The organism is Natronomonas sp. (genome assembly GCF_028274965.1).
Classification (GTDB): domain Archaea; phylum Halobacteriota; class Halobacteria; order Halobacteriales; family Haloarculaceae; genus Natronomonas.
This window is the reverse complement of sequence record NZ_JAQCNO010000040.1, coordinates 25370-46387: the sequence shown is the minus strand read 5'-3', so window position 1 is coordinate 46387 and position 21018 is coordinate 25370. Positions and strand designations below refer to the sequence as shown.

The 21018-nt window shown below is 69.8% G+C and carries 24 protein-coding genes; 11 read left to right on the top strand and 13 right to left on the bottom strand.

Annotation, left to right across the window (positions count from 1 at the left end; all coding sequences use genetic code 11):
- Positions 1-12 precede the first annotated feature (12 nt).
- The 4 genes from Q0916_RS05655 to Q0916_RS05640 form a co-directional block, all read right to left on the bottom strand.
- The gene (locus Q0916_RS05655; RefSeq protein ID WP_299235542.1) at positions 13-762 is read right to left on the bottom strand and encodes an SIMPL domain-containing protein; all 750 of its coding nucleotides are present in this window, start codon (positions 760-762) and stop codon (positions 13-15) included.
- A gap of 87 nt (positions 763-849) precedes the next feature.
- The gene (locus Q0916_RS05650; RefSeq protein WP_299235540.1) at positions 850-2148 is read right to left on the bottom strand and encodes a TIGR00341 family protein; all 1299 of its coding nucleotides are present in this window, start codon (positions 2146-2148) and stop codon (positions 850-852) included.
- Between the two features lie 108 nt (positions 2149-2256).
- Positions 2257-4095 (bottom strand): ribosome biogenesis/translation initiation ATPase RLI, encoded by a 1839-nt coding sequence (locus tag Q0916_RS05645; protein WP_299235538.1) that lies wholly within the window; start codon positions 4093-4095, stop codon positions 2257-2259.
- Positions 4095-4412 carry a hypothetical protein gene (locus Q0916_RS05640; protein ID WP_299235537.1) on the bottom strand — a complete coding sequence of 106 codons (318 nt, stop codon included), beginning with the start codon at positions 4410-4412 and terminating at the stop codon, positions 4095-4097. Before Q0916_RS05640 ends, Q0916_RS05645 begins: the two co-directional genes overlap by 1 nt.
- Before the next feature lie 126 nt (positions 4413-4538).
- Between Q0916_RS05640 and Q0916_RS05635 the strand changes: the two genes are divergently transcribed.
- From Q0916_RS05635 to Q0916_RS05620, 4 genes are all read left to right on the top strand, one after another.
- Complete coding sequence (locus Q0916_RS05635) at positions 4539-4820, top strand: helix-turn-helix transcriptional regulator (protein ID WP_299235536.1); 282 nt, start codon at positions 4539-4541, stop codon at positions 4818-4820.
- A 466-nt stretch (positions 4821-5286) separates the two neighbouring features.
- Complete coding sequence (locus Q0916_RS05630) at positions 5287-5769, top strand: (2Fe-2S)-binding protein (RefSeq protein WP_299235535.1); 483 nt, start codon at positions 5287-5289, stop codon at positions 5767-5769.
- Positions 5766-8159 (top strand): xanthine dehydrogenase family protein molybdopterin-binding subunit, encoded by a 2394-nt coding sequence (locus tag Q0916_RS05625; RefSeq protein WP_299235534.1) that lies wholly within the window; start codon positions 5766-5768, stop codon positions 8157-8159. Before Q0916_RS05630 ends, Q0916_RS05625 begins: the two co-directional genes overlap by 4 nt.
- Positions 8159-9022: an FAD binding domain-containing protein gene (locus Q0916_RS05620; RefSeq protein ID WP_299235533.1), complete on the top strand. Its 864-nt coding sequence runs from the start codon at positions 8159-8161 to the stop codon at positions 9020-9022. Before Q0916_RS05625 ends, Q0916_RS05620 begins: the two co-directional genes overlap by 1 nt.
- 52 nt (positions 9023-9074) lie before the next feature.
- Here Q0916_RS05620 and Q0916_RS05615 read toward each other — a convergent pair whose 3' ends face one another.
- Positions 9075-9539 carry a TIGR00725 family protein gene (locus tag Q0916_RS05615; RefSeq protein WP_299235532.1) on the bottom strand — a complete coding sequence of 155 codons (465 nt, stop codon included), beginning with the start codon at positions 9537-9539 and terminating at the stop codon, positions 9075-9077.
- Between the two features lie 105 nt (positions 9540-9644).
- Positions 9645-10829 carry an aspartate kinase gene (locus Q0916_RS05610; RefSeq protein ID WP_299235531.1) on the bottom strand — a complete coding sequence of 395 codons (1185 nt, stop codon included), beginning with the start codon at positions 10827-10829 and terminating at the stop codon, positions 9645-9647.
- Between the two features lie 176 nt (positions 10830-11005).
- Here Q0916_RS05610 and Q0916_RS05605 point away from each other — a divergent pair, with 176 nt between their 5' ends.
- On the top strand, positions 11006-11395 hold the full coding sequence (locus tag Q0916_RS05605) for a hypothetical protein (RefSeq protein WP_299235529.1): 390 nt from the start codon (positions 11006-11008) through the stop codon (positions 11393-11395).
- A gap of 88 nt (positions 11396-11483) precedes the next feature.
- On the opposite strand, the gene Q0916_RS05600 is transcribed toward Q0916_RS05605, so the two are convergent.
- Positions 11484-12074, bottom strand: a complete 591-nt coding sequence (locus Q0916_RS05600; protein ID WP_299235527.1) for a DUF7474 family protein — start codon at positions 12072-12074, stop codon at positions 11484-11486.
- Positions 12075-12227: 153 nt separating this feature from the next.
- Here Q0916_RS05600 and priL point away from each other — a divergent pair, with 153 nt between their 5' ends.
- Entirely contained in the window at positions 12228-13283 is a 1056-nt protein-coding gene (priL, locus tag Q0916_RS05595) for a DNA primase regulatory subunit PriL (RefSeq protein ID WP_299235525.1), read from the top strand.
- Here priL and Q0916_RS05590 read toward each other — a convergent pair.
- Both Q0916_RS05590 and Q0916_RS05585 read right to left on the bottom strand, forming a co-directional pair.
- Entirely contained in the window at positions 13277-13486 is a 210-nt protein-coding gene (locus tag Q0916_RS05590; RefSeq protein ID WP_299235523.1) for a DUF7472 family protein, read from the bottom strand. The genes priL and Q0916_RS05590 overlap by 7 nt on opposite strands.
- 125 nt (positions 13487-13611) lie before the next feature.
- The gene (locus Q0916_RS05585) at positions 13612-14028 is read right to left on the bottom strand and encodes a response regulator (protein ID WP_299235522.1); all 417 of its coding nucleotides are present in this window, start codon (positions 14026-14028) and stop codon (positions 13612-13614) included.
- A gap of 161 nt (positions 14029-14189) precedes the next feature.
- On the opposite strand from Q0916_RS05585, the gene Q0916_RS05580 reads away from it, so the two are divergent.
- Complete coding sequence (locus tag Q0916_RS05580) at positions 14190-14552, top strand: DUF5518 domain-containing protein (protein WP_299235520.1); 363 nt, start codon at positions 14190-14192, stop codon at positions 14550-14552.
- 200 nt (positions 14553-14752) lie between these two features.
- Positions 14753-15076 carry an ASCH domain-containing protein gene (locus Q0916_RS05575; RefSeq protein WP_299235517.1) on the top strand — a complete coding sequence of 108 codons (324 nt, stop codon included), beginning with the start codon at positions 14753-14755 and terminating at the stop codon, positions 15074-15076.
- A gap of 34 nt (positions 15077-15110) precedes the next feature.
- Here Q0916_RS05575 and Q0916_RS05570 read toward each other — a convergent pair whose 3' ends face one another.
- The 4 genes from Q0916_RS05570 to Q0916_RS05555 form a co-directional block, all read right to left on the bottom strand.
- Complete coding sequence (locus Q0916_RS05570; RefSeq protein ID WP_299235514.1) at positions 15111-15389, bottom strand: DUF6360 family protein; 279 nt, start codon at positions 15387-15389, stop codon at positions 15111-15113.
- A 91-nt stretch (positions 15390-15480) separates the two neighbouring features.
- The gene (locus tag Q0916_RS05565) at positions 15481-16353 is read right to left on the bottom strand and encodes an esterase/lipase family protein (RefSeq protein ID WP_299235512.1); all 873 of its coding nucleotides are present in this window, start codon (positions 16351-16353) and stop codon (positions 15481-15483) included.
- Positions 16354-16489: 136 nt separating this feature from the next.
- A complete protein-coding gene (locus Q0916_RS05560) occupies positions 16490-16858 on the bottom strand; it encodes a DCC1-like thiol-disulfide oxidoreductase family protein (protein WP_299235509.1) in 369 nt (122 codons plus the stop codon).
- Between the two features lie 139 nt (positions 16859-16997).
- The gene (locus Q0916_RS05555) at positions 16998-18290 is read right to left on the bottom strand and encodes an MFS transporter (RefSeq protein WP_299235507.1); all 1293 of its coding nucleotides are present in this window, start codon (positions 18288-18290) and stop codon (positions 16998-17000) included.
- A 168-nt stretch (positions 18291-18458) separates the two neighbouring features.
- Here Q0916_RS05555 and Q0916_RS05550 point away from each other — a divergent pair, with 168 nt between their 5' ends.
- The 3 genes from Q0916_RS05550 (at position 18459) to Q0916_RS05540 (ending at position 20950) form a co-directional block, all read left to right on the top strand.
- On the top strand, positions 18459-18785 hold the full coding sequence (locus Q0916_RS05550) for a transcription factor S (protein WP_299235504.1): 327 nt from the start codon (positions 18459-18461) through the stop codon (positions 18783-18785).
- 240 nt (positions 18786-19025) lie between these two features.
- Positions 19026-20252 (top strand): DUF3179 domain-containing protein, encoded by a 1227-nt coding sequence (locus Q0916_RS05545; RefSeq protein ID WP_299235501.1) that lies wholly within the window; start codon positions 19026-19028, stop codon positions 20250-20252.
- Positions 20249-20950 (top strand): hypothetical protein, encoded by a 702-nt coding sequence (locus Q0916_RS05540; protein WP_299235498.1) that lies wholly within the window; start codon positions 20249-20251, stop codon positions 20948-20950. Before Q0916_RS05545 ends, Q0916_RS05540 begins: the two co-directional genes overlap by 4 nt.
- Positions 20951-21018: the final 68 nt, after the last annotated feature.

The following is a 21018-nucleotide window of genomic DNA, read 5'->3' as shown; positions in this document are numbered from 1 at the left end:
CCCGCTGGGCGATCAGGGCGAAACCGAAGTCGCGTTGTGCCCAACGGTGACCTCGTAGGTCACGGAGACGTCGCCGCCGTCGAGTGCGCTCTCGCTCGGGGCCGCAGCGTCGCCCGCCTCGGCGTCGTACCGGACGGGGCTGAACCGGCGCTGTGAGGCGTCGACGCGCCGGACGCCGGTCACGCGGAGGTCGCCGTTGCGGGCGATGGTCTCGGCCTGCGATCGGGCGTCGGCCATCGCGACCTCGATCGCCTCCCCGCGGAGTTCGTTCCTCTCGGCGTCCGAGAGCGTGAACTCGACGCCCTCGATCTCGGCGCCGGCGTCGACCACCGCGTCGACGACCGCGCCGGTGCGGTCGGGGTCCGAAAGCGTCACCTCGAAGCCGTGGACGCCGCGGTAGGCGGGGGCGGGTCCGTCCCGTCTCTCCGGCGGGCGGCGGGGCTCTGCGATCCGGTACTCGGTCGTCTCGTAGGCCCCCTCGGCAACCCCGGCGTCCGCGAGCGCCTCCCGGAGCGCGTCGGCGTCGGCCGCGATGTCCTCACGGACCGCCCCGGCGTCGTCGCCGGTCGCGGTCACGGCGACCCGGACGAGGGCGCGATCCGGCGGGGCCGACGCCTCGCCGGTGGCGCTGACGGTGATGGTGCTGTCACCGCGCTCCGTCGGGGCGTTCGCGCCGGTCGGCGAGACGACGGCGACGCCGACGAGCGCCATCGCAACGAGCGACGCGAGAACGATCAGTGTGGCGAACCGTTTTCGGTGCATACGCCCACCGAGACCCGGTTCGGTGGTATACCTCGCGAAACGTCAAACGATCGTTTGACCGATCGCTCAAGCGGTCCCCGAGGGCCGTCACCCGGAGCGTTCGACCTCGAGATAGCGGACGTCCACGCCGACCGCGATGCCGTGTTGGGCCTCGAGGCGGGTCGCAACCGCCGTCGCGAGCCCCGGCCGGGGGTCGTCGGGGGGAACGCCGACCGTCACGACGACGTCTGTCGGGTGCTGAAACAGCAGGTAGTCGGTGTCGGTCACCACGTCGACCTCGATGAGTTCGTACCCCGAGTACGTCGGCTCTGCGAGTTCGGTCGCAACGCCGGTTCGGATCTCCTGTTCCGTCGTCGCGGCGCGGTAGGAATCGTAGGTGACGCCGCCGAGAAACACGGACAACAGCGCGATCGCAACGACGAGGACGGCGACGCGCTGCAGCGTTGCGATCCTCGCCCGGTCGCGTTTGAAAAGCTGCTGTGGCCGGTAGCCGACGTACCACAGGACGACGATGGCGGCGAGGTTGATCGAGAGCACGTTGACGGCGACGAGGACGGCGGACCCGACCGCGAGCGTGGGGTTGCCGTACGCGATGCCGATCCCGACCGTCGCCGCCGGCGGGATCAACGCGACCGCGATCATCACGCCGACGAGGGCCGCGGAGACGCCGGTCGTGAGGCTTATCGCGCCGGCGACGCCGGCCCCGAGGGCGACGGCCAGCGAGAGGACGCTCGGCGAGAGCCGTTCTTCGACCTCCGAGAGCGTGAGCGGATCGAGGCCGGGCGGGACGAGGTTCGTCGCCTGAACGAACACGGCGAAGGCCGTCGCGGAGACGACGGCCAGCGCGACGCCGAGGACCTGGAGGCTGATGCCGCGGCGGAACAGTTCGCCGTCGTCGACCACGGTGCCGACGGCGGCGGCCATCGCCGGGCCGATGAGCGGGGCGATGACCATCGAGCCGACGACCGTCGCCGGGGAGTCGAGTAGGAGCCCCGCCGTGGCGATGATCGCCGACACGACCGTCATGATCACGTAGGTCGGCAGCGCGGAGGCCAGTTCCTCGGCGCGGGCCTCGAGTTCCTGTCTCGCGATGCGCTCCTCGCTGTCCTCCGTTTCGGCGTAGCTCTCCTTGAGGGCCTCGAAGCGCTCGGAGGCGACGGTTTCGGCGCTGAGGACGACGGTGTAGGCCTCCCGTTCGAGCCCCGCCTCGCGGAGTTTCTCCAAGACCGGCTCGACCGCGTTCGTCGGGAGCGGGAAGTACGCGACGGCGGTGTACTTCCGGCCGCTCGTCTCGTCGGTGACGACGTAGTCGATCCCCTCGTCGTCGAGGAGCTTCAGCACCGTCCGGCGCTTGCCGGTCGGGATCGTGACCTGAACGAGTCGCACGGAGACGTCTCGCCCGCCGGGGCGATAAACCCAGGCGTTCGGGTCGGCGGCCGGCGGGGCGTTGGTCGGCGAGTCGAAAAGCGTCCGAGAACGGCGGGCGCCGAGGGGTTATTCGCTTTCGGTCGGCGCGTAGTAGTACTCGCCCTCGCGTTTCTGTTCGCGGTCCTTCTGGGAGCCGGGCTTGTTGATCCGCGGGCGGCCGGTGCGCTCGTCCCGGCGGAAGGTGACGTCGAGCTCCGAGAGGAAGGCGTTCATGCCCTCGCGCATCCCCATCGGTCGGCCGGCGTGGCCGCGCTCGGCCGGGGTCCCATCGAACACCTGCAGGCGATCGGAGAGCAGATCGATCATGTAGATGTCGTGGTCGATCACCATCGCCGTCTTGTCGTGGGTCTCGGTGTAGCGCCGGATCGCCCGGGTCGCGAGGACGCGCTGTTCGACGTCGAGGTGCGCGGAGGGCTCGTCGAGCAGATAGAGGTCCGCCTCCCGGGAGAGACAGGCGGCGATGGCGACGCGTTGGCGCTCGCCGCCCGAGAGGTCCGTGAGGTTCTGCTCCATGATCCGCTCGAGTTGCAGCGGCTGTGCGATCTCGGTGTTCCAGTAGGAGGTGCCGAACTCGTCGGTGATCGAGCGGAGGAAGGCGTCGACGCGCATCCGGCGGTCGATCTCGACGTACTGCGGCTTATACGAGATGTCGAGGTCGGCGTCGAAGCCGCCCTCGTCGGCGTCGATCCGGCCCGCGAGCAGCTTCGCGAACGTCGATTTGCCGATCCCGTTCGGCCCGACGATGCCGAGGACCTCGTTGTGTCTGATCTCCCCCGAATCGACCTCGAGGGTGAACTCGCCGTCGCCGTAGGACTTCCGCACCTGTGGGTACTCGACGAGCGTGTCGCCGTAGCCCCCGCTCCGGGGGGCGTGCTCCTCGAACTCGATCGCCTCCGGGCGGACCCGCATGTTCTCGTTTTCGAGATAGCCCGTGAGGTACTGGTTGATCCCGGCCTTGGTCGATTTCGGTGGGGTGACGACCCCGAAGACGCCCGGTTCGCCGTAGGCGACGTGGAGGGCGTCGGCGAGGAGGTCCAACACCGCGAGGTCGTGTTCGACGACGAGCATCGATCGCCCCTCGGCGGAGAGTTCCTGCACGAGGCGGGCGGCGGTGACGCGCTGTCCGATGTCGAGGTACGGCGTGATCTCGTCGAGGAAATAGAAATCGGCGTCCCGGACGAGGGTGGCGGCCAGGGCGACCCGCTGGAGTTCCCCGCCAGAGAGCGTACCGATCGGCTGGTCGACGACGGCCTTGATGCCGAGCCGTTCGACGAGGTCGTCGGCGACGCCGCGCTCGTCGACGCCGGCCAGGAGTTCGCTCGTCTTCCCGTCGAAGGTATCGGGGATCCTGTCGACGTACTGCGGTTTGCGGGCGACGGTGACGTCGCCCTCCTGGAGGTCCTCGAGATACCCCTGGAGCTCGGTGCCGCGGTACTCCTCGAGGACGGTGTCCCACTCGGGCTCGTCCTCGAAGCGACCGAGGTTCGGCGTGATCTCGTCGGCCAACACGTGGACCGCGGTCGTCTTACCGATCCCGTTGGGGCCGAGGATCCCGGTCACGCGACCCTCCTGGGGCGCGGGGAGCCCGTAGAGCGCGAAGCTGTTCTCCCCGTAGCGGTGGGTCGGCTCCTCGTCGAGTTCCTGCGGGAGGTTGATGATCTCGATCGCGTCGAAGGGGCACTTTTCGACGCAGATCCCGCAGGTCTCGCCGAGACACAGCTCCTCGGAGATCGAGATCTGGTCGGCCCCGCCGGCGTAGTGTTCGCCCTCGTCGTGGCGCTCCTCGCGGGTGACGATGCACTCCTCGCCGGTCCGGTTCGGCGGGCAGAAGTTCGCGCACTCGTAGTTGCACCGATCGGGCTGACAGCGGTCCAGATCGACGACGGCGATGCTGTCGTCGGCCATCAGAAGCTCGCCCCGGTCGTGAGCAGGATCGCCCAGCAGACGAACCAAAGCGAGAAGGTCATGAACGCGACGTAGAGGTAGTCCTTTGCGCCGAAGTCGTCGGTGTCGAGATCAACGCCGGCCGCCTCCGCAACCCGGTGGAGCGGGAACTGCACAATGATCGCCCCGCTGAGCACGTAGACCCCGATGAGATCGTCGGCGCCGGCGGCGACGGCCGACGAGACGACGGCGGCGGCGACACCGGCCAGACACGCGATCGCGGTCACCGTTACCCCGCGGATGTGGGCGGTCCGGCGATCGGCCGTATCGGTTGCCATACCAACACTGGATCACCCGTCGTCAAAAGCGGTTCGCTCCCGCGCCGACCGGGCGCTGCAGGCGGTGAGGACCTGTCACGTTTGCATCAACGTTTATACGCTTGGCGGTCGTCTTGATCAGTAGAGATGGTTGATTCTGACGGGGAAGCCTTGCCTGACCTCCCGCCCAGCGCGAAGCTCGTGTACAAAGTCTTAGAGTACAACGGCGCGATGACACAGAAGGACATCGTCGAGGAGTCGATGCTCTCCGCGCGGACGGTTCGGTACGCGCTCGAACGGCTCGAGGACATCGAAATCGTCTCCGAGGACGTCTACTTCGCCGACGCGAGACAGAACCTCTACGAACTCACCGAGACGGGCGAGGCGGCCGCCGACGGGACCGCCGACCCCGCCGTTTCCGACGACTGAACGACCGACTGGGTTGCCTCCGGCCGGATGCCCCCGACGCCGAGGCTGTGGTGTGACTGGTTCTGTTCCGGACGCTCTCCGGGTCGACCCGGGCACGCCGAACGGTGGCTCGGGAGGGTGCCCTCGTCACAAGGGGCTCGGAGGGGGTAACTCTCGTCACCGCCACCACCGGCGTGTTCGACCGGGAGGATAATAATCTACCCGTCGCCGCCCGGGACCGACCGGGGCGGCCGGAAACGTCCTGAGACTGTACCGTTCCCGCCGGCAGTTCCGGCGTCGGCGGGGCCGCGCTACTAGGGCCGCGCTATCGGTGTCGAAGCCGCGCCCGACAGCAGTTTCGGCCCCTCGTGCTCGGCGCGCACTCCAAATCTATAAGTGCCGCTCCGTTGTGGGTACGGTAGATGGGACGCGTTATCACGAGCCACGACGGCGTTTTCAGGTAGCGCGTCGCCGGACGGAGTCCACGATGTCAGAACACGAAATCACGTTGACGGTAAACGGCGAGAAACACGAGTTGCGGGTCGAGGCCCGGACGCTGCTGGTCGAGGCCCTCCGCGAGGAGTTGGGCTACACCGGGGCGAACGTCGGCTGTGAGACGGGCCGGTGTGGGGCCTGTACGGTCCGGGTCGACGGGGACGCGCTCAAGTCGTGTACGCGCTTTGCCGTCCAGGCCGACGGGGCCGAGATTGAGACGGTCGAGGGCCTCTCCGAGGAGGGCGAACTCTCCGGGTTGCAGGCGTCGTTCAAGCGGAACCACGGCCTCCAGTGTGGGTTCTGCACGCCGGGGATGCTGCTGACCGCCGGGACGTTCCTCGAGGACGCCGAGGACCCCTCCCGGGCGGAGATCAGAGAGGCGATCGAGGGGAACCTCTGTCGGTGCACCGGCTACCACAACATCGTCGACGCGGTCGAACAGGTCGCGACCGACGGCGGGGGTGAGAGCCTGTGAGCGACGCCGCCGAGGGCGGTGGCGTCGGCGAGCCCGACGACGCCGAGGGCGTATTCGGCTCCGGCGTCGAGCGCCGGGAGGACATCCCGCTTTTGACCGGCGAGGGCGACTACACGGCCGACGTCTCGCGGCCGGGGATGGCGCACCTCGCCATCCGGCGCAGCGACCACGCCCACGCCAGGATCGTCGACATCGACACGAGCGAGGCCGAGGCGATGGAAGGGGTCGCCGCGGTCTACACCGGCGAGGACGTCGTCGACAGCGGCGTTCCCAACAGCATCCCGACGGCCTGGATGCTCCCGGGGCTCGTCACGCCGCAGTACCGGATCCTGGCGACCGACAAGGTCCGCCACGAGGGCAGCGGGGTCGCGGCGGTCGTCGCCGAGTCCCCACAGCGGGCGCGGGACGCCCTCGATCGCATCGACGTGGAGTACGAGGAGCTGGATCAGGTCACGGAGCCGGTTGAGGCCGTCGAGAAAGACGTCCCGCCGGTCCACGAGGAGGCCGAGGACAACGTCGCCTTCGACTTCGAGTTGGGCGACGAGGAGGCCGTCGAGGAGGCCTTCGCCGACGCCGACCACGTTGCGAGCGTCGACCTCCGACAGCCCCGCATCGTCCCGAACGCGATGGAGCCGCGGGCCGCCGTCGCCGAGTGGGAGGACCGAACGGAGAAGCTGCGCGTCTGGATGACGAGCCAGAACCCCCATCTCCACCGGATGCTCCTGTCGGCCGGGACGCTCGGCGTTCCCGAAAACCGGATCGAGGTGATCGCCCCGGAGGTCGGCGGCGGGTTCGGCAGCAAGATCTACCACTACCCCGACGAGGCGGTGACGGCGTGGTGTTCGATGCAGCTCGGCCGGCCGGTGAAGTGGCGGGCGAGCAGACAGGAGGGGTACGTGACGGACTGCCACGGCCGCGATCACGACACCACCGCCGAGATCGCACTCGACGACGACGGGACGGTCCGGGGCGTGCGGGCCGAGACCCACGCCGGGTTGGGCGCACAGCTCTCGCAGTTCGGCACCGCGACGCCCTCGTATCTCTACGCGACGGTGCTGTCCGGACAGTACACCGTGCCGGCGATCCACTGCCGCGTCGTCGGGGCGTTCACCAACACCACACCCGTCGACGCCTACCGCGGCGCCGGGCGGGCCGAGGGGATCTACGTGATCGAGCGGCTGATGGACGTCGGCGCGCGGGCGGTCGGGATGGACCCCGCCGAGTTCCGTCGGAAGAACCTCGTCCAGCCCGAGGAGTTCCCCTACGAGAGCGCGGCGGCGCTCGTCTACGACAGCGGCGAGTACGAGCGCGCGATGGACAAGGCGCTCGAGCACGTCGGCTACGAGGACCTCCGCGAGCGCCAAGAGCGGCTCCGCGAGGAGGGCCGCTACCTCGGGATCGGGGTCGCGAACTTCGTCGAGTCGGCCGGGCTGTCGCCCTCGGGGCTGGCGGGCGATCTCGGCTCTCAGGCCGGGGGCTGGGAGAGTTCGATCGTCCGGTTCGACTCGACCGGGACGCTGACGGTCATGGCCGGCACCGCCGATCAGGGGCAGGGCCACCGGACGACGTACGCCCAGATCGCCGCCGAGGAACTCGGCGTCGACCTCGAGGACATCGAGGTCATCGAGGGCGACACCGACCGGATCCCGCAGGGGATGGGCACCTACGGCAGCCGGAGCGCGTCGGTCGGCGGCGGGGCGATCGCCCGCGCGGCCCGGGAGGTCAGATCGAAGGCGCGGGAGATCGCCGAACACCAACTGGAGGCGAGCTCGGAGGACGTCGTCTTCGACGACGGGACGTTCCACATCGAGGGCGCGCCCGACCGGTCGCTGCACATCCAGGAGATCGCCCACGAGGCGTACCTCGGCCACGACCTCCCGGAGGGGATGGACCCCGGGCTGGAGGAGACGAACTTCTACGATCCGGAGAACTTCACGTACCCCTTCGGCACCCACGTCGCGGTCGTCGAGGTCGACCCCGAGACGGGCGAGACGTCGATCGAGGAGTACGTCGCGGTCGACGACTGCGGCGAGGTCATCAACCCGATGATCGTCGAGGGGCAGGTCCACGGCGGCATCGCACAGGGAATCGGGGCGGCGCTGTACGAGGGGGCCGCCTACGGCGACGACGGCACGCTCGAGACCCGGCGGATGGACGAGTACGCCGTCCCGCACGCGACGCAGTTGCCGGACTTCGAGACCGACAACACCGTCACGCCGAGCCCGCACAACCCCCTCGGCGTCAAGGGCGTCGGGGAGTCGGCGACGATCGCGGCCGCGCCGGCGGTCGTGTCGGCGGTCGTCGACGCGCTCGAACCGTTCGACATCGAGCACCTCGACATGCCGATAACGCCGGAGACGGTCTGGCGGGCCCTCGGGGGTGCGGAGTGATGCACGCCGACGGCTTCGAGTACCACCGGGCCGGGACCGTCGAGGAGGCGGTCGACCTGCTCGGGTCGATCCCGGACGCGGAACCGCTCGCCGGGGCCCACGGGCTGTTGCCCCGGATGAAGACCGACGAGGAATCGCCCCCGGCGCTCGTCGACATCAGCCGCATCGAGCGGCTCTCGGGGATCGAACGCGACGGGGGCTCTCTCACCGTCGGCGCGCTCGCGACCCACGCGGACATCGCGGAGTCGACGGCGGTCCGCGAACACGCGCCGGCGCTGGCCGAGGCCGCCGGGGCCGTCGGCGACCTCCAGGTGCGCGCCGGCGGGACGATCGGCGGCAACCTCGCCCACGGCGACCCCCGGGTCGATCCGGCGGCGGCGGTGCTCGCGCTCAAGGCCAAAACGACGCTTCGGGGCCCCGACGGCGAGCGAACGCTCGCGGCGTCGGAGCTCTTCGAGGGCGAGTTCGAGACGGCGGTCGGGGCCGACGAGATCGTCACGGCCCTCGAGGTGCCGACCGACGGGGCGGGGACGAGCGCCTACCACAAGCGTCGGAACCCGCTGTCGGGCTACGCCGCGGTCGGCGTCGCCGGCTACCTCCGGTGCGACGAGGGCGCGATCGAGGAGGCCCGAGTCGGGGTGACGGCCGTCGGGCCGCACCCGATCCGGCTCCGCGGGGTTGAGGCGGAACTCGAGGGGGCGAGCGCCGAGGCGGCGACGGCGGCGGCCGCGGCCGACCGCGTCGGGGAGTCCCTTCCCGCGTCGGGCGTTCGGTCGGACCCCTACGCGTCCGCGGAGTTCAGGTCGCACCTGCTGTCGGTCGACACGGAGGACCTCCTCGGAGGCCTGCTCGGGGACGCGTAGGCGAACGAAGGGACTCCGAGACCTGTGAGTTGGGATCGAGAGAGACGGCCCACTAGCGCCGATCGGCGGCCTCGCGCTCGACGTGTTCGACCGCCGCGGCGGGCGTCGAAACGGCCTCGAACCCGTCGAGCGCGATCGCGTGCGTGTCGAGGCCAGCGACCGGCAGCCCGAGATCCAGTGCGTGACCGAGTTCCGAGAGCGTCCCGGTCTCGCCGTCGATCGCGATGACGGCGTCGCCGTTCATGACGACGAGGGCGTTTCTGGCGTTGCCCATCCCCGTGACAATCGGCGTCGTCACCCACTCGTTGGCCGCCGTCCGGTCCCCGCCGGGGAGGACGCCGATCGTTTTCGCGTCTGGCGAGGCCTCTCTCGCCCCCCGGCAGACGGCTTCCATGACGCCGGTCGTGCCGCCACAGACGACGGCGTGGCCGCGTTCGCCGAGGCGCCGGCCGACCTCGGAGGCGGCCTCGTAGGTCGGTTCGTCGATCACGGATCCGCCGATGACGGCGACGCGCATACATCGAACACGAGGCGGCCGCGTCGACAGAAACCTGTCGGATCGACACGCCCACAAGGTCGGCGCCCTCCGGCGGTCGGTGTCGCGCGGTCGCGGCGGCCCGTCTCAGACCGCCCGCTGGATGATGTCGAGGGCCTGCTCGCGGTCGTCCCACTCGATAAAGACCGCGATTGAGGTGGCGCTCGTGATCAGATCGAGGACGTTGATGTGTTCGTTCGCCAGCGGAACGATGACCTCCTCGAGGACGCCCGATTGGTTCGGGAGTTCGCCGCCGGTGATGCGGACGACCGCCACGTCCGAGTCGACGGTGACGCTCGAAACCTCCTGTAGGTCGATGACCGCCTCGTGGAGGACGTTCTCGGCCCGCTCGGCGACCGCGGAGTCGACGTAAAACGACACCGAGTCCATCCCGCTCGCGACGGCGTCGACGTTGATGTCGGCCTCCGAGAGGGCCGTCGAGAGATCCGAGAGGACCCCTGGCGTGTTCCGGATCGCCCGGCCGGCCGCGGTCAGACAGGCGAGCGGTTCCTCCCGCATATCGATGAGGTTCTCGAACTGCCCGGAGATCGTCGTGCCGCCGGCGAGTAAGTCGCCGTGTTGGTAGTGTGCGACCCGGACGATCATGTCGCCCGTCTTGTACGACAGCGCCGAGGGCGCGACGACCTCCGCGCCGCGAAACGAGAGGTTCCGGAGTTCGTCGACCGTGATCTCGCCGACGTTTCGGGCCCCCTCGACGACCCGCGGGTCGCCGGTCATGACGCCCTCGACGTCGGTGATGATGACGACCTCCTCGGCGTCCATGTAGTTGCCGAGCATGACGGCGGTCGTGTCCGAACCCCCCCGGCCGAGCGTCGTCACGTTGCCGGCGTGGTCCTGTGCGAGAAAGCCGGTGAATACGGGGACGTACCCGTTTGCGGCCATGTCGGCGGCGAGTTTCTTCGCCCGACGCTGGGTCTCCTCGACGTCGACCTGGCCGTGTTCGTCGGTGATGATGGGCCAGTCGTCGGAGCCGGGTTCGAGGAACTTCGCGTCGACGCCCCGGGCTCCGAGCGCCGCCTTCAGCATCCGGACGGACGTGCGCTCGCCCATCGAGACGATCTCGGCCTCGTCGGCCTCGTCGACCTCGAAGGTGATCGCATCGAGCAGGAAGTCCGTCGTCGATCCCATGGCGCTGGCGACGATGGCGACCTCGTGGCCCTCGTTGACCGCATCGGCGATCGAGTCGGCGGCCCGGTTGACCCGGTCACCGTTGCCGAGGCTGGTCCCGCCGAACTTGGCGATCACCCGCATCGTCTCACCCGCGATCCCGTGCGATGGCTCATGGCCCCCGGTTGCCGGGCATGGAAGATAACGGTGTTCATCTCCGCCGCCCCGTTCGGCGTCGAGCGCTCGGGCGGTTCGCGCACCTCGGCGGCGCGCTCGCCGCCCGCCAAACGTTAATACCGCCCGATACGTTACCCCGTAGCATGAGCATACGGGACGCGGTCGAGGCGGACGCGGAGCGACTGGCGGCCTTTACCGACGCGCCGACCGACGTGATGCGGAACCTCGTCCACGACCGGACGGTGCGGGTCGTCGGCAGCGGGGATGCCGTCGAGGGGTTCATCAGCTACGACGCGGAGGACTCGACGGTGTACGTGACGCAACTTGAGGGGAGCACCGAGGTCTGCGAGCGGCTGTTGGCGGAGCCGCGGCGGTTCGCCGACGGCGAGGACATGCGCGTCGAACTGCTCGCGATGGAGACGGACGAGGCGGTGAAGGCGGCCGCAGAGCGGGCCGGCTTCGAGCGCCGCGGCGCCGGGCCCCGGTTCGACGGCACGAGGACGGTCAAGTACCGGTGGACGCCGGCGCTGTGACCGCGGCGAGGAGGCCCGAGGTCGGCCGCCAGAACGGCGACGTCGAGGGGTCCGCGTCGGCTCCGCAGTCTGAGACGGCCTCGGGCGGTCAGGACACGCGGCGATCGATGACGGCTTTGGCCTCCGTCGCGGCCTGTTTCCACCCGTAGCCCTCCTCGAACACGTGTTTCTTCGAATCGACGAGTTCGCCCGGCGAGGACTCCTCGAACCCGCCGCGGGCCCAGGTGCCGGACTCCTCGAGCCACTCGATCGTGTTCTCGCGGGCCTCCTCCCAGGAGAGTCCGACCATCTCGTAGAAGGCGATCATGGCGAACACGGAGTGGTCGTGTGCGCCGGGGACGCTGCCGCTCTCGTAGATCGTCTGCAGCGGCTCGAACGTCGGGCGCGAGACGCGATCGCGGTACGCCTCCGGCGCGAGAAGCCTGAGGCTCCCGTCTTCCTCGACGACCCGCTGGTCGCTCTTGAGACGGCGGAACACGGCCGCGTGGAGGCCGCTCCAGCGCTCCGGGACCGCCTCCCGGAGCGCGTCCTCGTCGTCGTAGTCCCGGATCGAGAGCGGCCCGAGGAGGTCGGTGTAGGCCTTCTCGATGTGGCGGCGGTCGGTCCCCTCGAACTCACAGCCGGGATCGTGGAGGTTACTCGTCGTCCGACAGCCCGGACAGCGGTACCTGAGTCGCACGCCTAAGACTGGGCGTGGCGGCGTTGAAAACCGTATCGCTCGCGTCCGGCGGAGCGCTGTCGGGGCGCCGTCGGGACGGTCGCTCGCGCCGGGTCGACCCGCGCCGTCGACGCGGTCGGTGCGTTTATCGGCGCCGATCCGGTAGCGGTGAACATGGAGGCGCTCCACGCCCGGTACCCGTTTCTCGACGCGTCCCGGGAGGCCGTAAGCGAGGCCGACGTCGACCTCGCGGCGCTCGTCGAGGAGGGCGGTCCGGCGGTCGAGCGCGGACACGAGCGGGTCGAGCGGGCGCTCCTGGAGGGAACGACGGCCCCCGAGGAGCCGCGGCTCTGGAGTACCCGCGCCGAGTTGCTCTCGTACCCCATCGCCCGGGTGCTCGTGTCGCTTCTCGATCTCCCGGGGGCGACGAAAAAGTACGCGGCGGCCGAGGCGGCGACCGCGCGCGAGCGCTTCGTCGAGGACTTCGAGGCGGACCTGGGGCTCAAAAGCACCCCCGGAGAGCGCCTCACGCTCGATCGGCTGCTCGCCGATTTCGACCTCGGGGGCGGCGTCGAGCCGACCGGCGACGGCCGCTTCGACGTCGCGGTGACGGCGTATCTCGAACTCGCCGGCGAACTCGACGACGCGGACTGGCGGCTCGCCGGGCGACCCCTCGACGCCGGGACGATCCCGATCACGCGCCCGGAGCTGTACACGCTGTTGCGCGAGGCGGTCGGCTCCCGCGTCGCCGAGGGGCTGCCGCTCGACGTGCCGGACAGCGTCGCCGAGCCGCTCTCGCGGGAGCTGTCCTCGATCCGGCGGGCCATCGCCGACCTCGACCCGCCGATGTCGTTCGAGGCGGTCGTTCCGGGGCTGTTCCCGCCCTGCATGCGGGCCCTCCTGACGCGGGCGAAAGACGGGGGCGCGCTGCCGGATCACTCCCGGTTCTCGCTCGTGTCGTTCCTGCTCGCAACGGGGCTCGACGCCGAGGGGATCGTCGAGTTGTGCTCGCTGTCGGGGGACGACGCCGAGGCGATCCGCACGCAGGCGCGGCGGCTCCGCGACGACGAGGGGACCGTCGCCGCGCCGCCGTCCTGTGCGGTCATGGAGGAGTACGGCGACTGCGTCAACACGGACGAGGTCTGCGAGACGATCAGGCATCCGCTGTCGTACTACGAGCGGCGGATCGACAGGTCGCCGGACGACAGGATCGTCGACTGGCGTCAGTAGCGCCGGGAGAGACCGAGGCCGATCGCGGACATGAACAGGATGAAAAAGGCGATCGCGCCGACCAGAGCGATGCCGCCCTGATCGGTGAGCCCGAGATCCGTCCCGCCGTTCGTGTAGGCGGAGCCGATCCAGATGATGACGGCCGCGAGCGTCACGACACCGAAAAGCGCGACCACGGCCTCGACGACGGCGTCTCGGTCCATGCGGTAGAGTGCGATGGTGCGGGAGAAAAACGCTTCGAAGGCGCGCCGGAGCGGCGGGCGGCGTCGGAACGGGCCGAACGCGGCGGCGCTCGAGGCGGTAGTCGGGGACGACGCAGACCGGCCCTTCAGGTCGTTCCGAGCCGTTTCCGTCGCTCGAACGCGTCGATCGCGACCTCGATCCGGTTTGCGAACACGTCCATAGAGTTGCCGGCGTGGTGGTCCTTGCTCACGACGTCGACGACGCCGGCCGCGAAGGCGTCGCCGGCGACGGTCTCGAGGTTCCCGCTGGTGAAGAGTATCGCCGGCACCGCCGGGAGGTCGTCGTCGTTCCGGACCGACCGGACGAACTCGATGCCGTTTTCGCCGGGGAGTTGCGTGTTGACGACGAGACAGTCGAACCCGCCGTCGGCGAGAAGCGTCCGGGCTTCGCGCGCCGTTCCGGCGATCCGGACGGTCATGCCGTGGACCGATTCGAGCGTTCCCGACGTGTGCGTTGCCATGAAGCCGCTGTCCTCGACGAGAAGAACCCTCGTGTCGCTCATGGCTCCGATCGGGGGCCGAGCGGCTTCATCTGTCACCGCGGCTCAACGCTCGAAACGGAGACCCCGGAGCCGGCGGCTCCGGGTGGACCCACGCCCCTGTTTTCGGGCCGGCCGTCGCCTCGGCCGGTAGCGGTTTAGCCGCTGCCCGCGAGTGTCCGGACATGACTGACTGGAAGGCGGTTCTCGTCGGGTTCGCGGTCGGGGTCGTCGCGAGCGTGTTCGCGTTTGCGATCCCGGTGATCGGACACGTCGGCGCGGGGCTGCTCGGCGGCGGGGTCGCGGGGTATCTCGGCGGGAGCGGACTCGGCGACGGCGCGTGGCACGGGCTCTTGGCCGGAGCCCTTGGCGGGCTCGTCGTCGCCGTGCTGTTGGCGATCGTCGTCTCCGTCGTCGGGGCCGGCGTCGCCGGTCCGTTCGGGCTGTTGGGCGGGCTCGGGGTCTTCGCGATCGGCGCGGTGATCGCGCTCCTTCTGGCGGTCGACAGCGCGATCGGCGGTGCGATCGGCGGGATCCTCGCCGGCTGAACGGGAACCGAGCGCCGAAAGCGGACGGAAACGGAGCCCGCCGGTAGGGAAACCGCGAAGCTGCGGGCGGAGGACTCGGAGGCGTGAAACCGCCCCGGCGGTCGGATCGGCGGGGTCATCGTCGCCTCGGTGGTGTCGAGTTCATTCGTTGAGTCGGCGGCGGCCTCACCGGTTAAGTCGGTGGCGCGCCTACGCCACGCATGGGCGAGATCGATCCCGACGCGCTGTTGCCGAACGACCGCGTAAAGAGCGCCGTTCTCGACGGCGAGATCACGCAGCTCAGCCGCGGAGCCGGCACCCGGTACGCCGAGGCCGGCGACACGTTCGAACTCGACGGGACGACCTTCGAGATCGACCGCGTCGAAGAGCGGACGCTCGGGGACCTGACCGACGTCGACGCAAAACGGGAGGGGTCGCCGTCGCTGGAGGCCTACAAGGCCCGGATGCGGAAGGTCCACCCGGGCGGGTTCGAGTGGGACGACACGAGCGAGGTCCTGACCTACCGGTTCGGACCGGCGGAGTGACGCGGGCGGGGACGAAACGGCGACACGGCGCCGCTCACTCGGCCGCGTCGACCTTGGCGGCGTGTTTCTCGAGGTCCTCGGCCAGCTCTCTGGCCTCCGTCGCGGAGAGCCGAACGGTGTCGGCGTGGGGGCGTAGCTCCTCGAGTTCGGTGTTGTCGAGTTCGAGTTGCAGCGAGACGTGATCGGGGTCCTCCCGGGGGCTCGTCACGTTCAACACGGCGTAGGCCTCCTCGGTGAACCCGTGGCCTTCGGCCTCGCCGTCTATGAGATCGAGCGTCGTGTACGCGTTGACCCGCATGATTCGATCGGCCATGCGTGGTAGAGGTCGCCGCGGCTGGTAAGGATGACGCCGGTCGGAGCTACGACGGTCGAGGCTACGACGGTCGGAGCTACGACGGTCGAGGCTACGAGGGGGTCGAGACCTGGTGTTGGAGGTTGTACGGGTGGACCCCCGAGACCCACTGGTAGATGTGTTCCATGGCCTTCTGGTCCGTCCGGACGCCGTCGTGGTCCGTCTCCAGGAGAACGTTCGTCGCGCCCTCCAACACCGGGCTGTCCTGACAGCGCCAAAACAGCGCGTCGTCGGTTCCCCGGAGCGTGTAGTACTCGACATCGCCGGGGGTCTCGTTCAGGTTCAGCACCGAAAGGGGGTGTTCGTGGAGTTCGTCGTAGTCCGCCCGGAGGAACTCGCTGCTGCGGTAGGCGCCGTCGCTCATGCCGGCGTCGACGCACATCGTGCTGAGAACGGTCCCGTGGTTCGCCCCGGCCAGCCCGACGAGGGTGTCGACCCACGCGAAGCGATCGCGGCTCAAAAGCCAGTACCGGAGGCCCGTGACGCCGAGGCTGTGGCCGACGACGGCGACCGACTCCGCGCCGGTGTGCTCCCGGACCCGCCCGACGAACTCGTCCAGTTGCTCGGCCATCGACTCGTGGGTCGGCGTTCCCTCCCGGAAGGTGATGGCCCACAGGTCGTCGCCGGTGTAGCCGCGCCGCAAAAAGAACTCGGCGTGGGGCTCCCAGTCGCAGGCGTCCCGCTGGTTGCCGTGGACGAACACGACCGGCGTCCCGCCGCTCTCGTCGCCCGTTCCGTGGTGTTCGTTGCCGCCCCAGCCGCCGTACTCGCCGTCCGTCGACCACGGGAGCCGGCTGTCGTCGGTCCGGTCGTGCTCGCAGTCCACGGCACACCCGTCCTGACGCTTCGCCTCCCGGAGTTCCCGCAGGCTACCCAGGATCGTCCAGGGGATGGACAGCCCGTGGGTAGGTGTACCAGCCGCCATATCAACCGAACACAGGGTGGACGTATTTAAAACTATACCCCTTTCGCGCCGTTGGGGTGGCGTCGACGGCCGGAACGCACAGGACGCGAAGCGAAGAAGAGGAGGTGTCGGTGTCCGGACGCGGCCGTCGGCGCGGTTATCGGTCGAGGCGGTCCTTCGAGACGAACTGGCCCCACAGGCCGCGGCGGTCGGCGAGTTCGCGGTAGGCCCGCTCGCGGAACCGGTTGTAGTCCTCGAACTGCCCGAGGAAGTCGACGATCTGTTTCGACCCCGGCGGGAGGTCGGCCCGGACCAGCGCCTGTTCGATCGCCGCCCCACAGGAGTACACGGTCCGGTCGGTCAGCAGGTGCGAGCAGGACTCGTACTCCTCGGGGAGCCGCTTGAGGTGCTCGTCGGTCAACTCCGCGAAGCCGACGATCTCGAGGTCGGTCCGCTGTGCGAAGAAGTCGGCCCACCAGGTGCAGAACCCACAGTCGTCGTCGTACACGAACACGTCGTCGGTCATACCCGAACGTTGGTCGAGGACAGCCATATGTTTCCCGGAACCGGATCCGGGGGCGGGTCCGGCTTCGGCTCCCGATCGGGACGCCCGGGCTGTCGGGGCGGGGCAGGTCAAATCGGATCCGATCGGGTCTGGGCGGCCCTCAGTCGCCGGGGCGGACGAGCGAGCCGACGGAGACGGCCCCCTCGAGCGTCTCGTCGATCTGCGTGACGACGAGCAACAGCGCGGCAGCGGCGAGGCCCGCGCCGACGGCGAAGGGGACCAGAAAGCCGTAGCCGAAGAGCGCCCCCGAGACGAGCGGGCCGATCGCGGTGCCGAACCCGAACGCGGTCGTCAGCACCGAAAGCGTCGTGCCGGACTCGCCCTCGCCGGCGATGTCACCGGCGCTCGCCAGCGCCGGGGCGAACACCATTGCGACCGACACGCCGTGGACGAGGCGGGCGAAAAGCATCGGCCACGGGCCGGTGACGAGCCCCTGTGCCAACACGGCGGGAATGAGAAGCGCCAGCCCCCACGTCAGGAACGGCTTCCGGCCGATCCGGTCGGCGGCGCGTCCGATCGGAACCTGGAGGACGACGTTCGCGAGCACGACGGCGGAAAACTGGACGCCGAACCACGTCGGCCCCTGACCGAGTCGGCGGTTGACCGGCTCCTGAAGCGTCGCGAACAGGGCGATGGAGATCGCCATGAACAGCGTCCCGACGCCGAGGACGAAGACCGGATCGAGGAGGCGCGCGCTGCCGTCGTCGAGGACCGCGATCGAGAGGTCCTCGCCGGCGTCGGCGGCCCCCGTCTGTGGGTCCTCGATGAGGACAGTCACGAGCGTGAAACTGACCAGGGCGCCGACGACGGCGACGCCGAAGGCGGCGTTGAACCCCGAAAGCACCGCGCCGTACGGCAGCGCGTACGGCCCGGCCTGGACGACGAGACCGGCCACGACCGGGCCGAACCCGAACCCGATGAGCCGGAACGTGTTGAACACGCCGAAGTTGCCCCCGCGCTCGGCGTCGGTGCGCGCGAGGTCGTTGACCAAGGCGATGGTCGTCGGAATGACGAACGCGCCGCCGAGCCCCTGGATCGCCCGGACGACCAACAGCGCCTCGTAGCTCTCGACGAGCGCGTAGGCGACGCTCGTGACGGCCAACACGACGAGCCCGAAGAGGATGTACACCTTCCGGCGGCCGGTCCGATCGGAGAGCCGGCCGGTAAAGGGCTGTGCGAAGCTGTTCAGAAATCCGAAAAGCGACAGCGCGAGACCGATGAGTAACTCGAGCGTGACGGGGACGCCGAGGACTGCCGCGCCCTCGTAGCCCGGCAACGCGAGTTCGCCGCTGGCGACGTACAGCGGCAACACGATGATGAGAAACGAGTTCGCGACCGCGTCGGCCATCCGGGCCAGCGCCAGCACGACGACCCGCCGGTCCGTCCCGAACATCTACCGGAGCGACGAGGCGGCGCGGTATCACGTTTCCGAAGGCGTTCTCCGAGCCCGAGCGCGGGGGCGAGGGCTCGAACGCCCGGAGCGAACGCCGCGAGGGGTCTGCGACGTCGGCCGGGGGGAGGATCCCGGTAGTTAAATACGTCGCGTGCCGGACGGTACGGTATGGAATTCTGCGACGAGTGCGGTTCGATGATGCACAGCGACGGCGGGCTGTGGGTCTGTGGCTCCTGTGAGTTCACCAAGGAGCGCGACGCGGACAACGAGGGGAGCATGGTCACGACTGAGGGTCAGGACACCGACAGCGGCCCCGTCGACATGTCGGAGGTCGACGACGCCGAGATCGGCCCGACGACGACGGTGCGGTGCCCCGAGTGCGGAAACGACCGGGCGCGCTACGAGATGAAGCAGATCCGGGCGGCCGACGAGTCGGAGACCCGCTTTTTCACCTGCACCGACTGCGAGCACAAGTGGCGCGAGGACGACCACTGACGCGGTCCGAACGGCGGGTGTAGCGGGGGTGCGCGTCGTCGCCTGTCGTGCTCTAACGTCGGGCTATTTTGGCCTCTGACGCTCGCCTCTCCTCGTCTTTGACGCTCTCCTATCCCGCGTGAGGCGCTCCGAGAACGCGCGTGTCGTTCGTTCCGCGCCCCTGAGGCGTCGTCGCCGCTGTGCGGCGCGGTCACACAGTCGCTCGGCGTTTATGCCGGGGGCCGACGTGTGTACGTAGTGATGAATCACTCCCGGCGGCGGCTGCTCGCGGCGCTCGCGGGGTCCGGAGCGGTGGGTGCCGCGGGGTGTCTCGATCGGTTCGGCGGCTCCGGCGGGAGCGCCGAACCCGCCGGGTCGGTACAGGCGGACCTCGGTGTCGCCTGCGCGGACACCGACGGGACGGTGGAGCTATCCGGCGGGCGTCGGCCCGCGGAGATCGAGACGGCACAGGGGACGCCGAGTACGTCGTACGACGACGGCGAAATACCGCTTCGGGACGAGACGTTACACCTCGGCCACGAGCGGACGGCGTTCGTCGACGGCGACCAGAGCGGGGGGGTCGGTCACGACGGCATCCCGTCGGTCGACGAGCCGCGGTTCGCGCCGGCGGCGGCGGTCTCGATGCCGGCCTGCGAGCGGGTGTTCGGGGTCTCGATCGACGGGGACGTCCGGGCGTACCCCCAGCGGATCCTCGTCAGCCACGAGATCGCGAACGACGTCGTCGGCGGGGAGCCGGTCGCGGTGACGTACTGTCCGCTGACCGGCACCGCCCAGGGGTTTTACCGCGGCGGGACCGGGTTCGGCGTCTCCGGGCGGCTCGTCAACTCGAATCTGATCATGTGGGATCGGACGTTCGACGTCCGGTGGCCGCAGGTGGCGGCGACGGCGACCGAGGCGCGAAACAGGGGCGACCGCGGGGGCGGCGAGGAACTCGTCGGACGGTCGCTTCGGGAGTTCCGTCTCGTGTGGACGACGTGGGAACGCTGGAGCGACAGACACCCCGATACGCTCGTCATGACCGAGAAGACGGGGTCGGCGCGGGATTACAACAGGGATCCGTACGGCTCGTACACCCCCGTGTCGGGGCACTACGCGGTCGGCGAACCGAGGTCGCCGAGCTTTCCGCTGCTGGCCGACCCGGAACTGGACGGAAAGCGCGTTGTCATCGGCGCGCGGACGAGCGAGGGGGCGATCGCCTTCGACAAGCGAACGCTGCTCGAGGAGTCGGTTCTGACGGGCTCCGTCGGGTCACAATCGGTCGTTGCGGTCGCCGACGAGGGGCTGGCGACGGGGTACGTGTACGCCGACCCCGGCGGGGTCGACGTGACGCCGACGGCGGAGGGGTACTCGGTCGACGGCGACATCGCGGCAGCCGGGGAGCTACCGCTGGAACGGATCGTCGCCTTCGACGCGATGTGGTTCGCCTGGAACGGGTTCTACCCGGACAGCGAGCGGGTCGGGCTATGAGCCCCGGCGACGGCGAGGAGAGCCCCGCGGGACCGGATCGGGAGCCGACGAAAGGCGGGATCCGAGGGGAGGCCGGCCGCGCCGTCGGAGCGACGGAACGGCGGTCGCGTTGGCGGCGGTGGATCGGGCGGTTCGGCGGGGTTGTTTCGAGGACGGGGATCGCCGTCCGCGGGGCGCTCGGTCGGCGGGACGGAAAGGGGGTCTTCGTCCTCGTGACGGCGGCGTACCTGCTCACGTACCTGTGGGCGATCCGGCACCTGGCGCTGTCGGGGACCGGCGGCGTCGAGGTGTTCGTCGTCGACGACCCGCTCGGGACGGCCCTCGAGCAGCGGTCGGCGTTCGCCTACGAGACGGTCGCCGTGATAGAGGCCGGACCGGTCGTCTACCTCTTCGGGCCGGTGAACCTCCTGCTCGGGGTCGGGCTGGCGGCTCTCGTCGGGGTGACGCTTGCGGTCTCCGTCGTCTCCTGGCGCGGGCCAGCGGCCTGCCGGCTTGGCGCCGGGGCCGGCGCGAGCGCCGGCCTTCCGGGGCTCGTTTCGGGGTTCGCGTGCTGCGGGCCGCAACTGCTCGTCGTCATCGGGGTACAGGCCTCCGCCGGGGTTATCGCCGCGATGCAGTGGATGGTTCCGCTCGCGGTCGTGTCGCTCTTGGGGACGCTGCTTTGGGTCGGAAGCCGGGTCGATCCGACGGCGATGTGACACCGGCGAGCGGACCACGGCGTGCGGACGGTCGAGGGTCGGAAGCCGCGACGCCGTCCGCGCGACCA